The organism is Paenibacillus glycanilyticus, from assembly GCF_030161375.1.
GTDB lineage: Bacteria > Bacillota > Bacilli > Paenibacillales > Paenibacillaceae > Pristimantibacillus > Pristimantibacillus glycanilyticus_B.
This window is the reverse complement of sequence record NZ_BSSQ01000016.1, coordinates 68,628-90,746: the sequence shown is the minus strand read 5'-3', so window position 1 is coordinate 90,746 and position 22,119 is coordinate 68,628. Positions and strand designations below refer to the sequence as shown.

Genomic DNA, 22,119 nt, shown 5'->3' with positions numbered 1-22,119 from the left:
ACCCCTCGTGCTCGAACACTTACGTTCAAGCCTAGGGGCTGTCCGTTTATAAGTGATTATTGCTTGAATTCCGTAGGCGTCAGGCCGGTCTCCTCTTTAAAATTGCGGGAAAAATAATGAACACTGGCATAGCCAAGGCGTTCTGCGATCAATTCCATCTTCTCGCCGCTCAGCAAATAGTATTTCGCTTTACGGATCCGTTCATTGATGAGATATTGCTTTGGACTATCGCCGGTGCATTTGCGAAATAGCGAGGAGAAATAGTTGACGTGATAGCCGCATAGCGCCGCGAGTTCGTTCACGGTCCAGTTCTTCTCCGGCTCTTTATTGATCGCTTGGAGGGCCGGATCAATCTTGTCTTGATCCGGAGACCTCGGCCGCTTCGACAGCTGATTGCGAACCAAGGTGGTAATCAGCTCCGTCATTAATGAACGCAGCACAATGCGATAACCCGGCTGCTCGTTCAAGTATTCTTGTACGATGCGCATCAAGATCGGCTTAATGCCCGGAATGGTAAAGAAAGGCGGCAACTCCAGCAGCTCTTTATTAGGGAGCTCAAGCTTGTAACTGGGACGGATGCTGGCCTCAAGCCTCTCCTCGCTGCACGCTTCAATAGAGAATGCCGGATGAACGGGCTCTGGCGACAAATGCCGGTATGCAAAATGGATGCCGATGAAGATAACGCCCGTTCGCGTGATAATTCGATGCGGACAATGGGGTCCATACAACGCGATGTCTCCTGCTGCTAGCTTATATTGCTCCTGGCCGATGCTTATTTCGGCCTCGCCCGATAGTAGAAAAAATAGCTGATAGTCCGGGATGATACGCGGTCCCCATTGCTCGGCGGCGGGCACTTCGGCCTGGCTCGCAAAGTTAACCGTTGGCTGCAGATCATCGATCTCGCCCAGAACGATATCTGTACGGGAATGCGGCGGGTCTTGGAACATATGGCACAATCACCTCCATGCGGGAATGATCCATCATATTTGAAAAGTGCAAAGACCTGTTTCGTATCTGTAAATACACCGCTTACAAACTGCGGTAAGCTTAGCTCATCAAGTAATCAAGCAAGTTCAAATTCATCCAAATCATTCAAAGAGGAGTTGTATCTATGTTAAGTCAAGCACAAATCGCGGAGTTTGAAAACAACGGTTTTTTAAAAGGCGGGGTCGTGCTGAGCGAGGCCGAGGTAGAGGAGCTTCGCGAAGAGCTCGACAAGGTGATGAACGGCGAGTCCGTCAATAAACCTACCTTGAATCGCAACATGCTGGATTCGGATTCCCCGTACGACAATATGAAAATGACGACGAGCGAGAGCGTCGTCCAGATCGTTAATATCTGGCTTGCCAGCGACCGCTTCCTTAAGCATGCCGCGCATCAGGTCATTTGCGAAGAAGTTGCCCAGCTGTGCCATTCCGACTCACTCCGCATCTGGCATGACCAAATACAATATAAGCCGCCGATTACGGGCGGGCCTACGAACTGGCACCAAGATCACCCGCTATGGCCGATTATCCAGCCTGCCGACCTTGTCAGCGCATGGGTGGCGCTTGACGACGCCGTTATTGAGAACGGCTGCATGTGGATGGTGCCGGGCAGCCACAAATGGGGCAATCACCAGCGTTACCTCTCGAACACGCCGGACTTCATGCCGTTCCATAAACAACCGGAGATGCTGCCAAATAACGCGGCAGTTAATGCCGTGCCGTTCGAGATCAAGAAGGGTCAAGTCGGCTACCACCACTGCCTGACTTGGCACGGCAGCCCGCATAACCGCTCCGAGATGAAGCGCCGCGCCATCGCCGTGCATTACATGCCGGGCCACACCCGATACGAGCCTGTAGGCGAGCACGTCATGCTCTCCTACGTCGACGTGAAGCCGGGCGAGCTGCTCGTGGGCGATCATTTTCCAGAGGTGTACCGGAAACAAGGGGTTCAGGTTTAACGATTGTGCAAGAAGAAGCCGCGCGGACTGCGCGGCTTCTTCTTTTGTGGCGCAAGCTTGCCGTCTCATCTGTTATTTTGAACAAGCATACTGTTAAAGAGCCAGCGAAAGTTCCATCTGAAATACTGGGGTAAATGCCAATCCTCATAGCCTTCTAGTACCCCTTGTTCCAACCAGCAAGACTCTGCTTGCCCGCTTGTTGCAGCTCTAGAAACATAAGCGATCGTGCTCTCCAAGAAACGCATAACATCCGTGATTCGATCTGAATTTGACACATCTCCATGTCCCGGAACGATAGTATCGATTTTGAGGTCTTTTTGAATGCGTTTAAGGATTCGTATCCAGGCGTATGGATTACCGTAAGGCATGACCGGGATCGTCTTATTTGTTATTAAATCGCCGGCGATCAAGGTTCTCTCCTCTGGAATATACACAACAGCATCACTTAAAGAATGGCCGCCTCCGTAAGAAAAAACCTCAATGGTTCGCTTTGTTCCTTGAATAACGAGTTTATCGTCAAACGTAATCGTGGGTACTACCCTGCAAAGAGAAGGGATGGCATCATATAGAGCTCGTTGAACAGAAAGATCGTAGTCGATTTCGGTTAGCATGTGGGGATCGCTTTGCTGCGAACGTAGCGCATTTAGGCTAGCTATTAATTTCCGAATGTTTTGTTGCATGAAATCAACATTCACTTCACCCATATCGGATAGCAAATCTCTTGTCCAAACGGTAGATATAAATTCGCTATTCCTAAATTCCTGATTGCCGTTAACATGATCTCCGTGAAAATGTGTATTCACTACATATTTAACCGGTTTATTTGTTAATTGTTCTGCGGTATGGCGTAATAAAGCACCTGATTGCGGCAAGTTGGTCGTATCCACTACAACCGTTAAATCGCCAAGATCAATAATGGCGGCATTCCCGAGCGAGCCGCTGCCCGGAACCGAAACAGCGCCCCAGACCCCTTCCGCCGCTTGTTGAATCGTGAAATATTTGTTGTTCATTGTTATACCCCATTCAAGTTTGTCATGACTTTAACTTACAAGTTAGAGTCAACTAGAAGTCAAGAGCTTTGAAAGGGCGAAGTTAGGGGCGAGTGCAAACATTGACTTTGAGTTAGCTGCAAGCTATATAATAGTTTTCAATATCCGCTAAAAGGAGTGGCATAAATCGGATGCTTACGATCAGTCAGGTATCAGAACAAACGGGATTAACTCCTTATACAATTCGTTATTATGAAAAAATCGGGGTGCTTCAAGAACCGCAGCGCAAAAATGGAGGAGCACGCATCTACGACGATAGTGAGGTTTCCTATATTCAATGCCTAAATAAACTTAAAAAATTGGGTTTATCACTGGAAGAGATTACGGAGTTTACCCGCGAGGGCTGCGTAATAGATAAAATTCAACACGGGGAAAAACTTTCTGCTGTTAAACCTACGCTGCATAAACGGATTGAAATCCTGGAGAATCATCTGAAGGGACTGGAAGCCAAGCGGCAAGAGATTGAAAGCCATATTTCTCTCGCGTTAGAGAAGCTTAACCTGTATCAAGAACTTATAGAGGAAAACATCGAGAAGTAAATAATTGACATTGATTCGATTATGTTGTAAAAATGTAGTAATTCATTTTATATAACTTTGCAATGATGAAGAGAGTACGCATAACGAATACTCCAGAGAGCTGATGGATGGTGCGAATCAGTGTAGGGATTATGCCGAAGTGGGCTTCTGAGCATCCAAACCGAAAGTTCATTGAGTAGGCTTTGGCGAAAGTCTCGTCGTTACAAGAGACGCGTATTCAAACATATGGCATGTTTCGATACGTTAAAGCGAGTCTGAATTTAAATTCGGGCTAATTAAGGTGGTACCACGGGGTCTTCTCGTCCTTTCAAGGATGAGAAGACCCCTTTTTTATTTTAAGGAGGGGTAACATGAATGACGAAATTGTATTAACCGGAATTAAGCCTACCGGTAAAGTCCATGTGGGGAATTACATCGCAGCAATAAAACCTGCACTACAGATCGCAAAAGATAGTAATTGTACCGCCCTTTACTTTATTGCTGACTACCACGGCTTAACATTCATTCAGAACAGCAATGAGTTTAACGAGCTCTCTTACGGTATTGCTGCAACGTGGTTAGCACTAGGACTTGACCCGGAAAGGGTAGTCTTTTATAGACAATCGGATGTACCGGAGATATTCGAGTTAAGCTGGATCCTATCATGTCTGACTTCCAAGGGTTTAATGAATCGTGCCCATGCTTATAAGTCAGTTCTTGATAAAAACGAACAATTGGGCGTGGATATGGATACCGGCGTTAATATGGGCTTATTCACGTACCCTATTCTGATGGCAGCGGACATTCTACTGTTTCAAACCGACAAAGTGCCCGTTGGCAAAGACCAAATACAGCATGTTGAGATTGCAAGAGACATTGCAGAAGGATTCAACAGAAATTATGGGGAAACCTTCAAGCTGCCTAACTATATCGTTGATGATAATACGGCTGTAATTCCTGGTCTCGATGGCAGAAAAATGAGTAAAAGTTATAGTAATACGATACCGCTTTTCGAATCGGCCGATGACCTTAGGAAGCTTATAAGTAAAATCAAAACAGACTCTACCCCTCCTCATGAACCTAAAAACCCTGATACGTCTAATATCTTCTTACTGTATAAAGAATTTGCGACACCTGGACAAGTGCAAGATTTAAGAGATAAATTTCTGAATGGTATTAGTTGGGGAGAAGCAAAGCAGGAGCTGTTTCAGGTCGTAAATGCATTTCTGGAAGAACCACGTCGCAAATATAATGACTTGATGGCATCACCAGATAAAATTGACATGATCCTAGATGAAGGAGCCAAGAAGGCAAGGGCCATGGCTGCGCCTTTACTTGAGGAGGTCAAACGTAAAATTGGGCGTTATAAATGCTGACAACAAAAATTGCGCTAACCCATCCCAAAGGTTAACGAAAAGAATTTCGCTATTTAGGAAACCATCTTCCTTAACCTAGGTGGTTTCGGCCCATTTGCTCCATCTTATTTACTTTTTGCATGAGTAGCGGAAAAGCATTTCCGTATTAGGAAATAAAATTCCTAATACGGATGAATGCATGCAAAGAGGTGTAGCATTAGCTGATATAAGGAAATATGAGCAGGATATAAGGAAAAATATTTCGCAACAACTAGAATGAGCTATTCCATCTTCTCAACTTCTCACTGCTCAGCAGTTTCCTTCGACGGATGCGCCGCGCGCCAAGCGTCAAGTTGCTTTTGCACCTCGGCCCGCACCTCGTCGATGCCTGCCTGCCGAAGCTCTTGATTAAACTTCGGCAGCACCGAAGCGACGTCCACGCTACCCGTCATCAGGCTGGGAAAGTATTTCTCCCACACCATTTGGATGTTCTGCATCTGTATGGGCATCCGGGACAAGTCCGGGGTGAAACCAAGCGTGCTCGATACAACCGCCTCCTTGTTGCCGGCGCGGAATTGATTCCATTTGTCCAAGGGGTCCGGGTATTCTCCGCCCATGGTCTTCAAGATGAACCAATTGCCCTGCGTATACTGCACCCCTCCATAGCTTGGCTGCGCGTCCGGGATCGGATTGCCGTTCTTGTCCTTCGACGGAATGGGCACCACCTGGCCGTTATTATCCAACGAGTAGTGTACGCCTTCGATTCCGAAATTGAACAGATTGCGCACCTCGGGATCCGTGTTCAGCAGATTGAGAAACTTGACGGCCTCGACGGGATGCTTCGTTTCCGCGCTGACGGCCATGACCCCGCCCCGAATGGATTCCGTCGTGATGAGCGCAGGTGTTACGGGGTATGCCACCAGCTTGTAACCGCGGTCTTTGCTCCAACTATTCTCCGAGAGAGGCCCTCCCCCCGCGGCTTTCCAGAATACCAACGCGCCCGGCTTCAATCCTTCGGTTTCCCGCATGGCCGCGTCTTCATTGATATAGCCTTCCACATAGTAGTGGCGAAGAAGGTCCAGTACTTTCCGGGCTTCGCCCGTTTCGAATATATTCACAATCGGAGAATCAGGATCCAGAACATTCCTCATAAGAGGAAGCGTCTTTAGCGATACGTATTCGTAGCCGTCCAAGGCAAAAAAGTTTTGAGATTCTTTATCGAGTTCCATCGGCAAGTAACCCGGTTCCTTCTCCTTGATCATCCGTAACAGCGGCTCGAGCGAAGCGAGCGTTGTGTACTTCGAGATGTCGATACCGTACTTCTTCACTAACGCATCCGGGTACATCCACTGGTCGCGCACGGCTAGTTCTTTATTGGTCGGCACGCCGTAGATGCCGCCGTCATCCATTCGCACGCCTTGCCAGAAAATAGGGTCGATGGCATCGTACATATCCTTCCCCTCTTTGGACAGGTAGTCGTTCAGCCTCAGCCACGCGCCGCGCTGCGCGTAGGTTGCGTACTCCGGCGCAAAAGCAATGTCAAAAGGGGTTCCTGCCGACACTAGGGTATTCAGACGGTCTTCGTACTCTTGCCAACCCACTTTGATATACGTAATGGTAACGCCGATTTTCTTGACCAGGATCTCGTTGATCTTGTCGTTGACCATCTTAAGATCCTTGTCCGGATCACCAATCGTGTAATAGATCAAATTTACCGTATTGCCCGTCACAGCGGCATTCTCTTCATTGCCGGATGCAGAGAAACAGCCGGATATAGGCAGCATCAGCATGGTGACGAGCGCAAAGGATGCAACGAGACGACTCAACTTCCGTTGTTCCCGCATAGCGACGTTATTCCTTCTTCCGCAAATCTGAAGGAGATTTGCCGAAATAAGCTTGGAAATGAGAATAGAAATAGTTCAGGTTGGGATAGCCGACCGAAAGCGCAACGCTGACAATCTTCTCGTCCGTGCACTGGATGCGCTCCTGGGCGCGAAGCATTCGGTAAGCCATTAGATACTCCGAGAACTTCTTCCTCGTCTCCTTCAGGAATAGCTGCCCGAGGTACGTTCCGTTCATGCGGAAACGTTCCGCCACTGATTTCAGGCTAAGGTTCTGGGCATATTCCGCTTTGACGATTAACAAAATGCGATTGGTCAGCTTGGACAGGCTATCATAACGCACGCCGAGTACCGGGTCCATATCCAGGTCGCTGTGTACCGCATCTGCCAGCTTGCCGTTCAGATCTTCTACGATAATCTTCTCGACCAGCTGCTGCAGCTTCGTACGGTCGACGGGTTTGAGCAGGTAGTCCTTCGCCCCGCAGCGAATCGCCTCCAGCGCATATTGGAATTCGCCATAGCCGCTCATAATAATATATTTCGAGGGAAGGCGCAGTTCGTTAAGCCTGTGGATGGCGTCATAGCCGCGCTGCTTGCCGATGCATACATCGAAAATCGCTAAATCCGGCAAAATCTCAACTGCTTTCGAGATCGCACCTTCATACGTTTCGCTCGTCTCGATGCGGCCAAAACCATATTTCTCCCAATCCAGCGTTCGCTTCATTCCTTCCAAAATCTGCGGCTCGTCATCTACGATCAGCAGCTTGTACATCGTCAGTCGCCTCCTTGGATAGGATTACGGTTATTTTAACGCCAGCTTCCTCGTTATTGTCGATTCTCATAGAGAAACCTTTCCCATAGAAAAAGCGCAACCGGGTATAAACGTTACGCAGGCCAATGCTGTCAACCGAAGCGTCATCGCCTCTGGAGAGCTTTTGCCTGATTTCAGCCAATTGCTCTTCGGAAATCCAATTTCCGTTGTCCACAATCTCCAGCACGAAGCGCCCCGCTTCCTCCCAGCCGTTAACAAGGAGAAGGTTAAACTCGCTTTCCGGATGAAAGCCGTGAATGAAGAAGTTCTCTGCCAGTGGCTGCAGCCAGAATTTGACCGTAGGCAAGGAAAGTAAAGCCGTGTCCACATTAAACTGATAGAAGAAGCGGTCCGGATATTTGAATTCCATAATTTTTAAATATTTTTGCAGCAAGTTTAGTTCACTGCCAAGCGGAATGATATTCTCGTTTTTCACGATATCGCGGTACAGTGCTCCCAAGGTAGCGATAGCGTCGGAAGTATGATCGGCGCTGTGCACCAACGCAGAGGAACGAATAACCTCAAGCGTATTGTACAAAAAATGAGGATTGATTTGATGCTGAAGCGCCTTCATCTCGGTTTCTTGCTGCTTGAGCTTGAGCAAATAATTGGTGCGGATATGACGGTCGAGCTGACGGATCATATCGTCCAATTCCCGGGCGATCATGCCGTATTCGTTCCTTCGGTAACGGGCTGGGTTAACCGGCGTGAAATCCGCCGTCTTCACGCGTCCGATGGAAGCGATAATCCGCCGCAGGAAGTTCGCGTCCTCGCGCAGATTGTAAACGATAAGCAGCAGGACGCAGATCATTGCGGCCAAGACGATAAGAAACACGATAAGCAGCACATTCGCTTTTTGACGGATGAGCGATGCCAGATCCACGGTGCTGACGAACCGATAATCGAATTCGTTGGAATGGAACGTCACGAAATACGTGCGGTCCATGAATCCCGTCGATAGGAAGCCATGCGTGCGGCCATCCGCCATAATCCGGCGAATCAGCTCCTCCGAGCCGCGGCCGTTACCGGCGATCAAATACACGTCTCCGGAATCGCTGACAGCGGCAGCTTCATCCACATGGTAATTTTGCACCGTCTTAAATATACGGTCGCTGCTGACCAGGAATCGGAATTCGCCGATCTGACGGGAGATTTGGTTCGGATCCGAAAGCTTCTTGTGATAGACGAATCCCCTCTGGATCGTCTCGCGGAACGTTTCATCCGAGTTCGGCAGACGGAATTGATAACTCGTATTGCCGTTATTGTCGAAGCTCACCACGTTGCCCTCTTGCTCGGTATGCAAGCTGATTTGCGTGATGTCTCCCTTGCCCCCGTTGCTTAAGAACGATTTCATATCGTCGGGAAAAGAAACAAGCGGCCGGTTATACTGGCTGCCCTGCAATCTGCTCGTCAGATAGCCCTCCGCGTTATTGCCCAAGAAACTGCGAATGTCGGACACAAGCCCGCTGTTGGAATAGACTCGCTGCATAAACGCTTCGATACGGTCGGAATCGTACTGAAGGCTGTTTTCCACCCGAGAGAACGCTCCGGATGCCTCGTTTCTGGAGTTTCCCACCCATTGGTCCAGCAGAATCGCGCAGGTGAGCGCGCCAAGCGCGAGGCCAATGGACACTACGAATACCGCATATGCAATAAACTTGCCGCGATAGATCTTGATCTGCATAAATGAACGCATGCGGCGTCTCCTTTGCAATAGGCTTTTGCCCTTCCCTACTGCTCAAACATATAACGCGGTTATCGATAAAGGCAATCTTAAATTTCATGTGCCAGAAAACCCGAACGGCGATTTCCGTTCGGGTTTTCCGGATGTTAATAGATAGACAAAGCTTATTTGAAATACGTATCCACTTGCTCTTGGGCGGCCTTCGTAATCGCATCCATGCCGGCAGCCTTCAATTCCGAGACGATCTTCGGTACCATCTTCTCCGGATCGGAAGCGCCCGTCATCAGCTCATACCGGTATTTATCCCATACCGCTTTCGTATTGGCCACTTCGGTGCTCAGCTTGCTGATGTCCAGCGCAAAGCCCAAGTTTGTCGAGGAAGTCGCTTGGTCGTTCAGCTTGCGTACTTGATCCCATTGATCTACCGGTGCGCCTTTCGTTACGGCGAGGTTGAAGAACGTCCCTTGCGTATAAGCGGCCAGCGGCCATGTATCCGATTTGCGCTCAACCACTTTCTCGCCGTCCACGTTATCATAATCGACGCCCAGCTCGCCGAAGGCCAGCATATTGCGCAGTTTCGAATCCGTATTGACGAGCTGTAAATATTTCAACGCTTCATTCTTATATTTCGAATTCGCCGAGATGGCGTTCAGGGAGCCTTGGATCGTGCTTGTCGTATAGATCGGGCCAAAGATCTGGAACATGTCGTATTTCTCGACACCCTCCGTAATCTGCCAGCCTGCCTCCGCACCCGGGAATGCCTGCGCCGCGAAGAACGGACGGGCTTTGTCTGCCTCCGTCTTTGTTGGTGCGTCCGGATTGATAATGCCGTCTTGGTACCATTGGTGCAGCTGCTTGAGTCCGTCCATAACATCCGGCTGTTCCAGCACGGAGACGACCTTGCGCGAAGCGTCGTCGACTTTCACGCCGATCGGCGGAAGACCTAGCGTCATATCGTCGTAGCCGTTGAAAAATCCGTTAAATCCGTCGCCTTGCGTGAGCGACAGCGGGTAGAAGCTTTTGCCTTCGCCTGCCTTCATGTCGCGGAACGGTTTGTCGAGATCCTTCAATGTCTTGATGCTAGCCGTGTCGATGCCGTATTTCTGCACGTACTTATCGTCGAACACCCAGTACTGGGTTAAAGACGAGTCTTTGTACGTCGGCACGGAGTAGATCTTCCCTCCGATCTTCGTTCCGTCCCACACATTCTGAGGAATAAGCTTGAAGAGATCCGGCGTTTCGCTTTGCACCAAGTCGGTCAGATCGGCGAACGCGCCCAAGGTTACTTGCTGGCTATACTTGGAGTTGTTCGTAAACATGATGTCGAACGGTTCGCCGGTATTTACGATCGTATTGATCTTTGTATCCCAGTCGCCCCAGCTTGCTACCTTAATATCAATCTTCACGCCGATCTTCTCGGCCGTGTATTCGTTCATTGCGGCGATCGCTTTATCGAAGTTAGCGGGAGTCTGTCCGCCGATCGTCCACCATACCAGCGTAGGCACATCGCCCGAATTAGCGGGCTTGCTTGTTTCCGTCTGCGTGCTTTCTGTAGCGTTGGCGTTCGAAGGCGTGCTGTTCTTTGAATCGGAATTCGAATTCGAGTTGCCGCAGCCCGCAAGAGCCGTTGTCAGTAGCGCTACGGCACTTAACGCGAGCCATTTTTTCTTCGTCCTATTCATTTACATTTCCTCCCTTTAATTGCTTTCTTTAATTGCTTTCTTTATTCCCGCCGTCTACATGGCGCGGCGGATATCATAAACCGGACGGTTGCCGGCTTATTTCGAATTAACCTTTCACGGCGCCTACCGTTAGTCCCGAAATAAAATATTTCTGGAAGAACGGGTAAGCAACGGCTACGGGAACGATAATGACCATGGCCACCGCCATACGCGCCGATTCCTTAGGCATGGTTGCGACAAGCTCCGCATAACTGATGCCCATGCTGGAAGCATTTTTCGCCAGGGCATCCACGTTGGTCATCAAGCTGTTCAAGAGCGCCTGCAGCGAGTACAAGCTTTGGTTGTCGATGTACAGCATCGATTGGAACCAGTCGTTCCAATAAGCGAAGCAGAGGAAAAGACCAATAGTCGCCAGAACCGGCAGCGAGATCGGCAGCACGATCGAGAAGTAGATGCGCAATTGGCTCGAGCCGTCGATTTCGGCGGATTCGATCAGCGCGTCGGGAATCGTGCTTCGGAAGAACGTTTTGCAAATGATAACGTTGAACGAGGAGACGGCCAGCGGCAAAATAAGCGACCACACCGTATCTTTGAGGCCCAGCAAATTCGAATTGATATAGTAGCTGGATACTAACCCTCCGTTGAACACCATCGGGATAAATACGATCCAGGTCAGTAGCCCTTTCAGCTTGTAATTCGGCCGGGACAGGACGTAACCCATCGACGTAGTAAGCATGACGCCCAGCACGGTACCGAGGGCGGTAACAAGCACGGAGATGCCAAGCGCTTTCGTAATCATCGTCCCTTGCTCCGCAATATAGCGATAAGCATCACCGGAGAAAGCCGTCGGGAAGAGATGATACCCGCTCTCCCGAATCGAATCCTCGCTGGTCAGCGATATGGACAGCACCACAAGGACAGGTATAAGGCAAATCAGCGCCAATACGATAAAAATCAGATGGAAAACTACGTTTGTGCCGGTTCGAACCCGGTTGAACTTGTCCAGACCCGAGTTGAATTTTGCTCCTGATGACATTTCCCGCTTCCCCCTTTACATCATTGCGCTCTCTCGGTCTACGACACGGACGACCCAGTTGGCAATTAGAATGGTGACGCAACCAAGCACGGATTGTAAGAATGCAGAGGCCGATGCCATGCCTAACGTAGCGGACTTGAGCTGCTTATACACGAGAACGTCAATCGTCGTCGCTACATTAAACAACGAGTTGGAATCCCTCGGCACTTGGAAGAACAAGCCGAAGTCGGTGTAGAAGATGCGGCCTACAGCCAGGATGAACATCATGACGATGACTAGTTTCATGAGCGGCAGCGTAATAAAGCGCGCTTGCTGCCACTTGGACGCGCCGTCGATGACGGCAGCCTCGTAATACGTGCTGTCAATGCCGGCGATGGTTGCCAAGTAGACAACCATGCCATAACCAAGTCCCTTCCATACGTTCATAAATACCAGGAAGTACGGCCAATATTTCGGCTCCATATACCAGTTCACCGGGTCATTGCCGAGAACATTCAGGAATTGATTGGCGATCCCTTTATCGAAGCTTAGAAACGCCCACACAATGGCGGAAACCACGACCCAAGAGAGAAAGTACGGCAAGAACATTAACGTTTGATAGATTTTACCGGCCTTGCCGCTATGCAGTTGACCGATCATTAGCGCTAACGTAACGGGGACCGCAATGCTCAGCACAATAAAAATCAGATTGTAGCCCAGGGTATTGCGGATTACGACCCAAGCGTCGTTCGACTTGAACAGGAATTCGAAGTTTTTGAAGCCGGTCCAATCGCTGTTGATGACGTTGCTCAGAAAACCGCCGTGGATCTTGAAATCTTTGAAGGCAATAATAAGGCCGAACATTGGCAAGAAACAAAACAAGATGTACCAAATAGTCGTTGGCAGAGCCAGAAACGTCAGTTCGGTATCCTGCGTGCGCCAGCGTGTTCGCAATCGTCTTTGTCCGCTCTTCTTGTCCATGTTCGTCACTCCTTGCTTGTGTTTATGTTCAGCCTATACGCGCTTCCCGCACTGCGTAAGCGCATTCATAAGTGCGTGCTGATCCATCTCTTTAATGTAATTTTATAGAAAATCTCCTGCCCAGTTCTAGACTAAAAACATGAGACCGCAGTCAACAAACGTTAGATTTTGGAAAGGATGTTGATTTTCAACCATAAAGGTCGTTTGTAATAGATAAAGGGGCTTTCCATTATCGGAAAGCCCCTTCACTACGTCATCCAAGCGATTCTCGTTACAAGGTGATCGGAACGTTACCTGTAAACGAGCCGCCGCCGTTGTTGATTATCGCGTCTTCTATATTAAAGATTGAACCGTTGTTCGTGATCATGCCGGCGTTCGTAATCGTACCGAAGTTCGAGATGACGCCGGTGACTGAGTTTGCGATTGTGCCGTTACTCATGATCGTACCGGAGTTAGAGATGCTGTTGTTGTTCGTGATCGTACCGTTGTTTGTGATGTAGCCCGTACTTTCATAACCTGTAATTGTGCCGTTATTAATAACAGTCGCCGAGCTTGGAATATGGAATGTACCGTCAACGACCAACGATGCTGCCGTAGCCAGCGTAACCGTACCGTTCACATTCAGCGCGGCATCCGCCAAAATGTCCCAAGTGTAGCCTTCGTCTAACGTTGTATCCGTCACGTTCAGCGTTGCTCCTGCCAAGACCTCAATATTGCCGTCCACCGTAGAGTCGCTTATATTCAGCGTCGAACCTTCCGCAATGGTCAAGGTATGGTCATTCAACGTCATATCACTCATATTCAAGGTGACGTCTTCCGGAATTGTCCAATCATCCGTCAGCGCAGCACCGCTTATGGATACCTCTGTTGAAGATGCGACAGTGACCGTCGCCGAGGTTAAATCTAATGCCTGAGCGCTGGTAATCCATTCAGGAAGAGGCCCGGAAATTGGATCGGCAGCCTGCACATTATTCGTTGCTGTGCTGAGTACCATACCGAGGCCTTCATTGGCACCGTACGCCCAAACTTGCAGCTTCTTCCCTACGTCGGCTGCCGCAACCGTATAACTCGCTGTTGTTTTCCCTATGCCTGTAGCTGACACATACCGGTTGCTTCCGGCTATATCTTCTACCATCCATTCATAAGTCACGCGATCGCCTGCCGTCTTCCCATCGGCCATCGTTGCAGTAGCTGTAAGGATATCGCCGACTTGAGGTGACGTGTGGTCAATCGTTACCCCGGTAATCTCATCAGCATCTGCCCACTGTGCCGTGTAGGTAACCGCCTGAGCGGGCATTGTTTCTGGCATTGGAGACAGCGAAGACGACCAACCCGTGAATATATATCCCGATTTTGTTACTTGTGGCTTAGGTATGTTGGATATAGATGCTCCATACGCCACATTTACCGTACTGCCGCCTGTGCCGCCATTGGCGTCGAACGTCACCTTGTAGGTGTCACGCTTATAGTACAACTTAAGGACCGTTGTGCCGCCAGCCACTATTTTGCCGGATAGAACGGTACCCGCAATCGTCTTGTCAAAGCTAAACCCCTCATAGCTCTTAGGCGTTGCCGTGCTCGCGGTTGTATCTGTTACACCGACATAAGATTCCGTATCCACGACGGTGTAAGTATTCGCGTTAATATCCTGCTGCAAGTGTACGACTGCGTAAGGAGTATCCGTTCTAGGTGTCCACAGTGCGGTGTACGTGCCCCCGCCACTTGGCATTTTGCTCGGAATAGATGGCGACCATCCAACGAACTTATACCCGGGTCTTGTCAGCAGCGGTACCAGATTAGAGATGTCTTTGTCTACTGGGGCGGTCACTTTACTCATGTTGTTCGCCACAGAATATCCCCAGTTGAAGTATATTGTGGAACTAAAAGGGTTGTAATACAGCCTAACAATCGTTGAGCCGTCTCCCTTGATCACATCTCTTACGGGAGATGCTATATTGCCGATGCCTGCAGCATAATCGTTGGCCTCGTAATAAATTCCCGCGCCTGTTGTTCCCGTCTTGTACTCTGTTGACTTAAGAACGGCATTCCCCGTGTCAGGGTCAATCAGATAACGGAGAACCGTATACGGCGTGTTCTTATTCGCTATCCAATGCGCATACAGGCGGATATCCTCCGCAGGCATTTTACTTGGAATCGTATACTTGGTCCCATAAGAAGCATCTGTATACCAACCGTCAAAGGTGTATCCTAGGTAGGTTGGCGTTGCCGGAGCCTTAATGGTTGCGTTATAAGGCGCCGAGATAACTAGACTGCTTCCATCGTTCTGCGGATCCAGCAGGATCGTAATGTTGCCTGATTTGGCGGACCAGGTCAGTGGGATCGTGCGCTTAATTGGCGTAGTGGTGAACGCTAGAGGCGCATTTTTCCATGTGATGACCAAATTCCCCGTACTCCCTGCGATGGTCTTGTCGACCACTGAGATTGTCTTGGTGTTTGCATCAAACTTGAAATTCGAATTATCCACTTGAATATCGAAGTTGGAAGGGGGAAACGCCTTGCTATCCATATCTCCCGTCTTCAAATTCAGCACACTCATCGTGAAAAGATAGGATACTGGGAGAGACGTCAGGCTGCCTGCGAATGTTAAGCCAAGCGTATCATCCTGCAGATAGTCGAAATCAAAGACATTTTCGTATGCCCCCGCTGAGAAGAGCGGCCATTCATTGTCATAGATCGGCACCTCGGCTGAGAGCATTCCATCGCCCAATTGTGCGCCAAATGCGGATTCCAAGTAAATGCCAAGTTCCAAATACAGTGCGCCCAGAGACGTTGTTGCCTTATTGCCGGCTGTATTCTTTAATTCGTAGTAGAAATATCCCCTCAGATTCAAGTAAACGCCAGGCTCAACGGAGATGCCAATACTATCCCACTTGACGCTTCCAACCCCCGCCTTCAATTCTACGTTAACCCCCGCTCGTAATCCGAGCGTACCTAGGACATAAAATTTAAACTGGTAATCCCCATCGCCAGGCAAACTTACGGTGTTGCTGCTGCCTGTGATACTAAAAATGCGCACGGTAGCCAAATAGCGCTTGGCACTCTTGTAATTGAAATCAATGCCCACCGTCAGATTTACGTTGGCACTAACAACGAAGTCAACCGAGAAATTGACCTCAACGATACCAATACACACTCTTACGCTTTTATCGACGAGGTTTTTGTTGATTAGCGGAACCCATTCCGTCTCGTCCTGCAGCATACTTTGGTACTTATCCCTCAGTGTCTTCGCGTCTACTCCGGTATCTTCTACACCTGCGATCAGCGCTTTGAGCTCTGTCGCGATGTTCTCTACTTGCCCTAATGCCCCATTATTCTCGGCTTTATCCCAGTCCGCTAACGCAGCCTCCAACTGCTCCGCATCGACGGTGGCGATCTCGGCCGTAATGTTGATCCCGGTATACGTATAGGCGTCTAGGTTAGCGGTGATGATGTAATCATCCAATATCGGGAAAATCCAATACCAATGCCACTGAGTATCCCCATTGACACCAAGATCAAAGTACATTTCTTCGACAAAGGTGCTGGTCAGATGGATGACAATGTCACTCTTGTTGTTAATAGGAATGACAATATCGGCACCCACTTGGAGTGAGACACTTACACCGGAGGTATGTCCGGAGATGTGCTTCAACGTAGTGGTAACGGAAGGTACGACCGTCAGATTCTTCACATCTACTTTGGAAGCAGCGCTTGTTGCAGCCATTGGCGCAAGCCTACTGTACTGCTGCTTGAAACTGTCGGTGTGCAGCGCCAAATCAGACAAATAATCGGCGGCCTCATCGACGAATCCGCTGGCTACCGCTTGCTGCTTGACTTGCCCTTCCAGCGCCGCGACATCCTCATCGGACAGTAACTGATCGCCATCAAGCGCTTGCTGCTGATAGACATTTAGAGCGCTCGTGACTTGATCCAGAGTGGCATCGGTGTACGCAATAATATCCATTTCCGCGTCATGCGTGATCGACGTGATAAGACCATATCCCGCCGAAGTGCCTTCTCCACCGAATTCACCATCGTAGAAGGCGATAAAGTCGCCGGCATTAACCACCGTGAGTTCATTCAAACCCATTGGCGCATACTGGCTGTTACTATAGTTCATCGCAGAATGCTCTACCGTGATGGATTGGTTGGTTGTATCCCCATCCGTGTCCGCCGCCACACTCACAGGCAGAACATCCGGTTTGTTCAGTACTTTCTTGGAATCCGCATGGGTATAGGCGTAGGTGCTGCCATTGATCGATGGGATTGCTGAGATCCGCACATAAGCAACATCGCCGTTATCCGCATCGCTTGTCTCCGCAGTACGCAGATCAGGGCGAACCCCTTCATAGATAGCGACGGTATCGCCAACTTGAATCTCTGTTTCCCCGGTATAGTCGAATGTCCCGTTGGTCGCATTCGCTTCATTTAGCTTTGCTCCGCTATCCCCTACCCCTGTCGTAATTACCGGAATCGAAGGGGAGTCAACATCCGCGCCGTCCAGCATCATATTCGATACATCTTCGAATGAAAGATAGATCATATCCGGATTGAGCGGTACATTCAGGACCGCTTGTTTAGCAATGCTAAACCCATAGATGGTGGTCGTAGCATCTTGACCCTGGAAAGAAAGGTTGGAATCGGTCAGCGTGATTTGATAGGTGTTGCCTTCCTCGAATTTGCCGTCTTGAGCCGCGGAAGCTACTCTGAAGCGACCATTCGAACCAGTGACGATAATACCCGCAAACGCGGGGTTTGCCGAGGATTCGAACAACATACCCGCTTTCACTTGCGCAGCCGTCATCTTGCCTGTAGCATCGTTCACTTGAATAGAAAAGCTCGGTGCTTGATCCAACACCGTTACACTGGGAATACTCGCCACAGCCACATCGGGGCTTGAAATATAATTGGCAAAGAGCGTCATGTTGCCGGTAACGGAATCGTTATCCTTTACAGGCTGAGTAAGCCCGCTATCTTTGTACCAACCTTGAAAAATAAACCCTGCCTTTTGCGGTGCCGGAAGATTATTTAGCGGTGCACCCTGAGACAGCATAAGGTTATTCATAGCGCTGCCGCCGTTGGTTTCGAACGTAATGGTATAGCTGGTGGTGCCTGTCCCACTACCACTGCCACTGCCACTGCCACCAGAACCTGGGTTTGTTGTCGTTGTCGTTGAAGATGGTGTTGGCTCTGTTGGATCCGGGGTTGTTCCTGCCTTCACAACCTCGTTGCTACGCATGCTAAAAGTGGCAGCTTCGGCACGAGTCGCATGGGAGTGTGGATTGAAATTTCCGTTTGCATCCCCAGTAAGCAAGCCTGCCTGCCAAAGCTTGACGATCGCATCAACCGCCCATGGAGAAATGTCGGTTATATCGTTTGGTTTAGAGGTTAAGCTGGCATTCGTCTGATAAGGGATGTTATAGACATCGAAAAAACGCAAAGTCAGCGTTGCCATCTGTTCTCTTGTTAGCGTTGTATCCGGCGAGAACTTATGGTTGCCGGTTCCACCTGTAATACCTTTGTCAACGGCCCATTGCACATAAGGCATATACCAAGCATTTGACTTTACGTCTTCAAAGGTAGACGTTGTATATTGGCTTACATCAGCGCCTGCCATACGCCCAAGTACTGTTACATACATAGCGCGGGTCATTGTACCGTTAGGCGAGAAGCGATCATGATCTGTACCGCTGAATAGTCCATTCTGTTGTACGTATGTTACAGCGTTGTAGAACCAGTCCGATGATTTAACATCCTCAAACTGAAGCGGTTGTTGCTCATCAGAACCGTTTGCGGCAGAATCTAACGACAGTTCATGCCAATCAACTGTCGAAGGTGCATCGACAGTATTACGCTCAGCAGCAAAAATCTGAGTGGGTACTAACGATACGAGAATAGCGAACGTTAGTAATAAACTTAGTAACCTTTTATACACGATGTTTCCCCTCCAGCAGTTTGTCTACGCATGTCTACAAAAATAGCAATTTCGGAATATTTGGCTTCAGCCTATCAAAATCAGTCTAAACAAACCCTAAACAAATAGCGGTCTACGTAGAATTCTGTCGAAATAGGCAAAAAAAAGTGTCCCTTGGTCATCTTTCATGACCAAGGGACACTCCCTTCATAGCGAAAACATATTAATTTATATGCGAATTCGTCTCGCTAACTATGTAATAATCAACCAGTCTTTTGACCGATTCTTTCGGCTCAATCCCGAATTCAGTCCGAAGCATCTTCCTTAGCATCTCATACTGCTTCATCGCGGAAATACGGTCATCCGCCAACACCAGTACACTAATAAGCTGCTCATGAATGTCCTCATTCATCGGATCGTGCGCAAGCGCCTTCCGGAGCAGTTCTGCAGCGGCGTAGTACTGTCCCCGCTTCCCCTCACGTTCATGCAGGCGCAGCAACATGTCGACGAACTGTCGTTCCAGGCGAATCCGCGTCGGCTCTGCCCACGCGTAAGAGGTGCCCGCCATAAAGCCCTCTCCGTAACATTGAACCCATTGAGCGGCATAGTCACTTAGCGCAATGTCATCTATTTGCTTTCCAACGGCCAGTAAGCGATCCCACTCATCCAGATCGCAGTCCAATCGGCTCGTATCGATACAGTAACCGCCTTCCACATGCTGAACGATGCCGTCTAGCCCGATTTGGCTTAGACCTTTTCGCAAATAGTAAGTCGTTGTATTAAACTGAGCCCCCGCCCGGTCAACCTCCACTTCACCCCACAACGAATCGAGGATTCGATCCCTGCTCACCGTCTCGTTGCGATGGTAAATTAAAAATGCCATCAACTCTTCGGTTTTGGATGTCCGCCACTTGATCGCATCCCCATTCTCGGTCTCTATGCGCAGCCGCCCGAAACATCGGATCTTGATTCGAGGGAGCGCATGATCAACATGGAACGCTTGTAGGATGAGACGCACATAACTTGATACATCCGTCGACGACTGCACATAGATAGACAGAAGCTCCGCCATTGCCGGGCCTTCGTCCACAAAGCTGCGAATGAACCCTTGCGGTTCAGCTAGACGCAGAACGTCAGCCAACTTCGCAAGCGCCGGCTTCATCTGATTGCCCCGGTATAATGCCATGCTTTGTAATAGCATAACGTGAATGCGGTCCCGTAGACGCTCTTCCTTGTTCAACAGATGATACAATCTTTCCGCAAGTGATAGCGCCGGTTCGAATTGCCCGCAGGCGGAAAGCACGCGAACAAGCGTCAATTGTTCCGACACTTTGTCCAGCGTTGCTTCGTCGGAGTGCGACAGTCCGCATTGCTGTAACCACCACCAAGCAGACTCCAAATCACCTTGCCGGACCGCCAAGCTCGCTTGTTCGGCTTCTATTTTGCGCATAAAAACATCATAATCAGGGGAGTCAATCTTCAGCTTCAGTTGTTCTAGCAGCGCCGCGGCTTCTCTTGGGTTTCCCTTGGCTTGATGAATTCTCGATGCAGCCACCGTGAGTTGATACCGATTGCGAGGAACCGGCGCGAAACCGTCCGCATGCATAATGCGGCCTAACCAGTCCTCCGCTTCCTCCAGACGGTTCCACTCGTACATAACCTTGGCATAGGAAGCATACATCGGTGTCGCATACGGATGGTTAACGCGGTCCCGCCAATACGTTATCATTCTGGTGAAAAATTGTACTGCACTTTGATATTCGTTAATGTAGCACAGGTGATCATCAAACTCTTCAACCGAATAATGCTTATTGTTGCCGCCTTGAATAAAGAAGCTTTGCTCGGGTGCTAACGTATCGCCGCGGATAAAATAATCGGCCGTGCCCGCAAGGTCTCTTCTCACAAAGGCAGCGGCACCGCAGAAATAATAGATGTCCCCCATCGTCAAGCGCCATGCGTCAGCATCCATATGATCCTTCATCGCTTCGACACGGATTCGAAGCCGTTCCGCTCGATCCGGAATGTTATGGAACTGCCGTACTCCGACCATTACGAGCAAATAAAAAAGCTCAACAAGCGGGCGGTTCGCTACATATTGCTCAGGCACTTGCATCACCCAACGGGCAACGACAATGTTCTTGCCTCCAATAAGTTCGTACAAATGCTCTTCAATCAGGCGAACGACATCTTCATACTGCCTTCCCGCCAAATAATGCTCCGCCGCTTCTACGATATACCTGTTGTGCTCGAGCCATTGCGCAGCACGCACATTGGCCTGAATCCACAGCTTGGGCTCTGTTCGAGCGAGCACCGACTGCAGGAAATCCGACAGCAGAGGATGATAGCGATACCAGATGCGCTCGCCGTCCAGCGGAATAGTGAATAACTGAAGCTGCTCCAGTTGTTCCAGCTGCTGCTGACCTCTCGATTGTCCCGTCACCGCCTCGCACAGAGCATGATTCATCTGGCTTAACACAGAAGTTTGCAGCAGAAAATCGTACATCTCCTCCGGAAGGTCATGAATGACTTCCTCCAGCAAGTAATCGGATATAGGCTGCTGATGGCCGCTGAATTGAAGGATTGATTCCGCCACATTGCTGCTCCGTTTCAGTGCAATTGCCGCGAGCCGCAAACCGCTAATCCAACCCTCTGTTTGGTTGTATAGAATATAAAGCTGCTCCGCCGACAGCTTCAATTCCGTCGTCTCTTGGAAGAAATCATGCGCTTCCTCCAGCCGAAACCGCAATTGCTCGGTTCTAATCCGCTGCATCTCGCCTTTCGCAAATAACCTTGCTGTCGGAAAGGGGAGGTCGTTACGGCTTGCGATATATACATGAATATGATTGGGGAGGTACTCAAGCAAGTAGCTCATCGATTTCTGGATGGCTGGCATCGTCGTAAGATGATAATCGTCAAACATGATGACCAGCTCGCTCGGCAGTTGATTCAGCTCGTTAAGCAGCGCCGTCATCGCCGGCTCCATTGATGATGAAGATGCGGAGGATCCTTCTGCTAGCAGTGGCCATACGGTCTGGCCAAAGCCGTCGACACGACTCTGAATCGAAGCAATGACAAGATTCCAGAAGGTGGTCCAATCGTCGTCCTGCTTACCCAGCGATACCCACGCAACAGACTTGCCGCTATGTTTGGCCCATTCGCTTAACGCCGTCGTTTTCCCATAGCCGGATGGAGCGAATAAGAATGTCAGCTTTGCATCCATACCCTCATCAAGCAGCCGAAGCAGTTCCGAGCGTTTAACCAGGGTATGCCGTTCATGAGGGATGTATATCTTTGTTGTGGCAATCATTAATGATCCTCCAAAAT

At 49.5% G+C, this 22,119-nt stretch carries 13 protein-coding genes and 1 other annotated feature; of the genes, 3 read left to right on the top strand and 10 right to left on the bottom strand.

Going from position 1 to position 22,119, the window contains the following annotated elements; genetic code table 11:
• Nucleotides 1-56 precede the first annotated feature (56 nt).
• On the bottom strand, nucleotides 57-947 hold the full coding sequence (locus tag QQK89_RS20470; protein WP_284240526.1) for a helix-turn-helix domain-containing protein: 891 nt from the start codon (nucleotides 945-947) through the stop codon (nucleotides 57-59).
• A 164-nt stretch (nucleotides 948-1,111) separates the two neighbouring features.
• Here QQK89_RS20470 and QQK89_RS20465 point away from each other — a divergent pair, with 164 nt between their 5' ends.
• Complete coding sequence (locus QQK89_RS20465) at nucleotides 1,112-1,945, top strand: phytanoyl-CoA dioxygenase family protein (protein WP_284240525.1); 834 nt, start codon at nucleotides 1,112-1,114, stop codon at nucleotides 1,943-1,945.
• A 65-nt stretch (nucleotides 1,946-2,010) separates the two neighbouring features.
• Here the strand turns inward: QQK89_RS20465 and QQK89_RS20460 are convergent, their stop codons facing one another.
• Nucleotides 2,011-2,955, bottom strand: a complete 945-nt coding sequence (locus tag QQK89_RS20460; protein ID WP_284240524.1) for an MBL fold metallo-hydrolase — start codon at nucleotides 2,953-2,955, stop codon at nucleotides 2,011-2,013.
• Between the two features lie 170 nt (nucleotides 2,956-3,125).
• Here QQK89_RS20460 and QQK89_RS20455 point away from each other — a divergent pair, with 170 nt between their 5' ends.
• On the top strand, nucleotides 3,126-3,533 hold the full coding sequence (locus QQK89_RS20455) for a MerR family transcriptional regulator (RefSeq protein WP_284240523.1): 408 nt from the start codon (nucleotides 3,126-3,128) through the stop codon (nucleotides 3,531-3,533).
• Between the two features lie 53 nt (nucleotides 3,534-3,586).
• Nucleotides 3,587-3,843 (top strand) — a binding site (T-box leader).
• A gap of 40 nt (nucleotides 3,844-3,883) precedes the next feature.
• Nucleotides 3,884-4,888, top strand: a complete 1,005-nt coding sequence (locus QQK89_RS20450) for a tryptophan--tRNA ligase (RefSeq protein ID WP_284240522.1) — start codon at nucleotides 3,884-3,886, stop codon at nucleotides 4,886-4,888.
• A gap of 281 nt (nucleotides 4,889-5,169) precedes the next feature.
• Here the strand turns inward: QQK89_RS20450 and QQK89_RS20445 are convergent, their stop codons facing one another.
• The 8 genes from QQK89_RS20445 to QQK89_RS20410 all read right to left on the bottom strand — a co-directional run bounded on the left by QQK89_RS20445 (nucleotide 5,170) and on the right by QQK89_RS20410 (nucleotide 22,102).
• Nucleotides 5,170-6,711, bottom strand: coding sequence for an ABC transporter substrate-binding protein (locus tag QQK89_RS20445; RefSeq protein WP_284240521.1), 1,542 nt, complete (start codon nucleotides 6,709-6,711; stop codon nucleotides 5,170-5,172).
• A gap of 7 nt (nucleotides 6,712-6,718) precedes the next feature.
• Nucleotides 6,719-7,480 (bottom strand): response regulator transcription factor, encoded by a 762-nt coding sequence (locus QQK89_RS20440; RefSeq protein WP_284240520.1) that lies wholly within the window; start codon nucleotides 7,478-7,480, stop codon nucleotides 6,719-6,721.
• Nucleotides 7,455-9,215 (bottom strand): sensor histidine kinase, encoded by a 1,761-nt coding sequence (locus QQK89_RS20435; RefSeq protein ID WP_284240519.1) that lies wholly within the window; start codon nucleotides 9,213-9,215, stop codon nucleotides 7,455-7,457. The genes QQK89_RS20440 and QQK89_RS20435 overlap by 26 nt, the downstream gene beginning before the upstream one ends.
• A gap of 152 nt (nucleotides 9,216-9,367) precedes the next feature.
• Complete coding sequence (locus QQK89_RS20430; protein WP_284240518.1) at nucleotides 9,368-10,885, bottom strand: ABC transporter substrate-binding protein; 1,518 nt, start codon at nucleotides 10,883-10,885, stop codon at nucleotides 9,368-9,370.
• A gap of 106 nt (nucleotides 10,886-10,991) precedes the next feature.
• Entirely contained in the window at nucleotides 10,992-11,921 is a 930-nt protein-coding gene (locus QQK89_RS20425; protein ID WP_284240517.1) for a carbohydrate ABC transporter permease, read from the bottom strand.
• A gap of 15 nt (nucleotides 11,922-11,936) precedes the next feature.
• A complete protein-coding gene (locus QQK89_RS20420; protein WP_284240516.1) occupies nucleotides 11,937-12,881 on the bottom strand; it encodes an ABC transporter permease in 945 nt (314 codons plus the stop codon).
• Between the two features lie 271 nt (nucleotides 12,882-13,152).
• Nucleotides 13,153-18,816, bottom strand: coding sequence for an InlB B-repeat-containing protein (locus QQK89_RS20415; protein WP_284240515.1), 5,664 nt, complete (start codon nucleotides 18,814-18,816; stop codon nucleotides 13,153-13,155).
• A 202-nt stretch (nucleotides 18,817-19,018) separates the two neighbouring features.
• Nucleotides 19,019-22,102, bottom strand: a complete 3,084-nt coding sequence (locus QQK89_RS20410; RefSeq protein WP_284240514.1) for a BTAD domain-containing putative transcriptional regulator — start codon at nucleotides 22,100-22,102, stop codon at nucleotides 19,019-19,021.
• Between the last annotated feature and the right edge of the window lie 17 nt (nucleotides 22,103-22,119).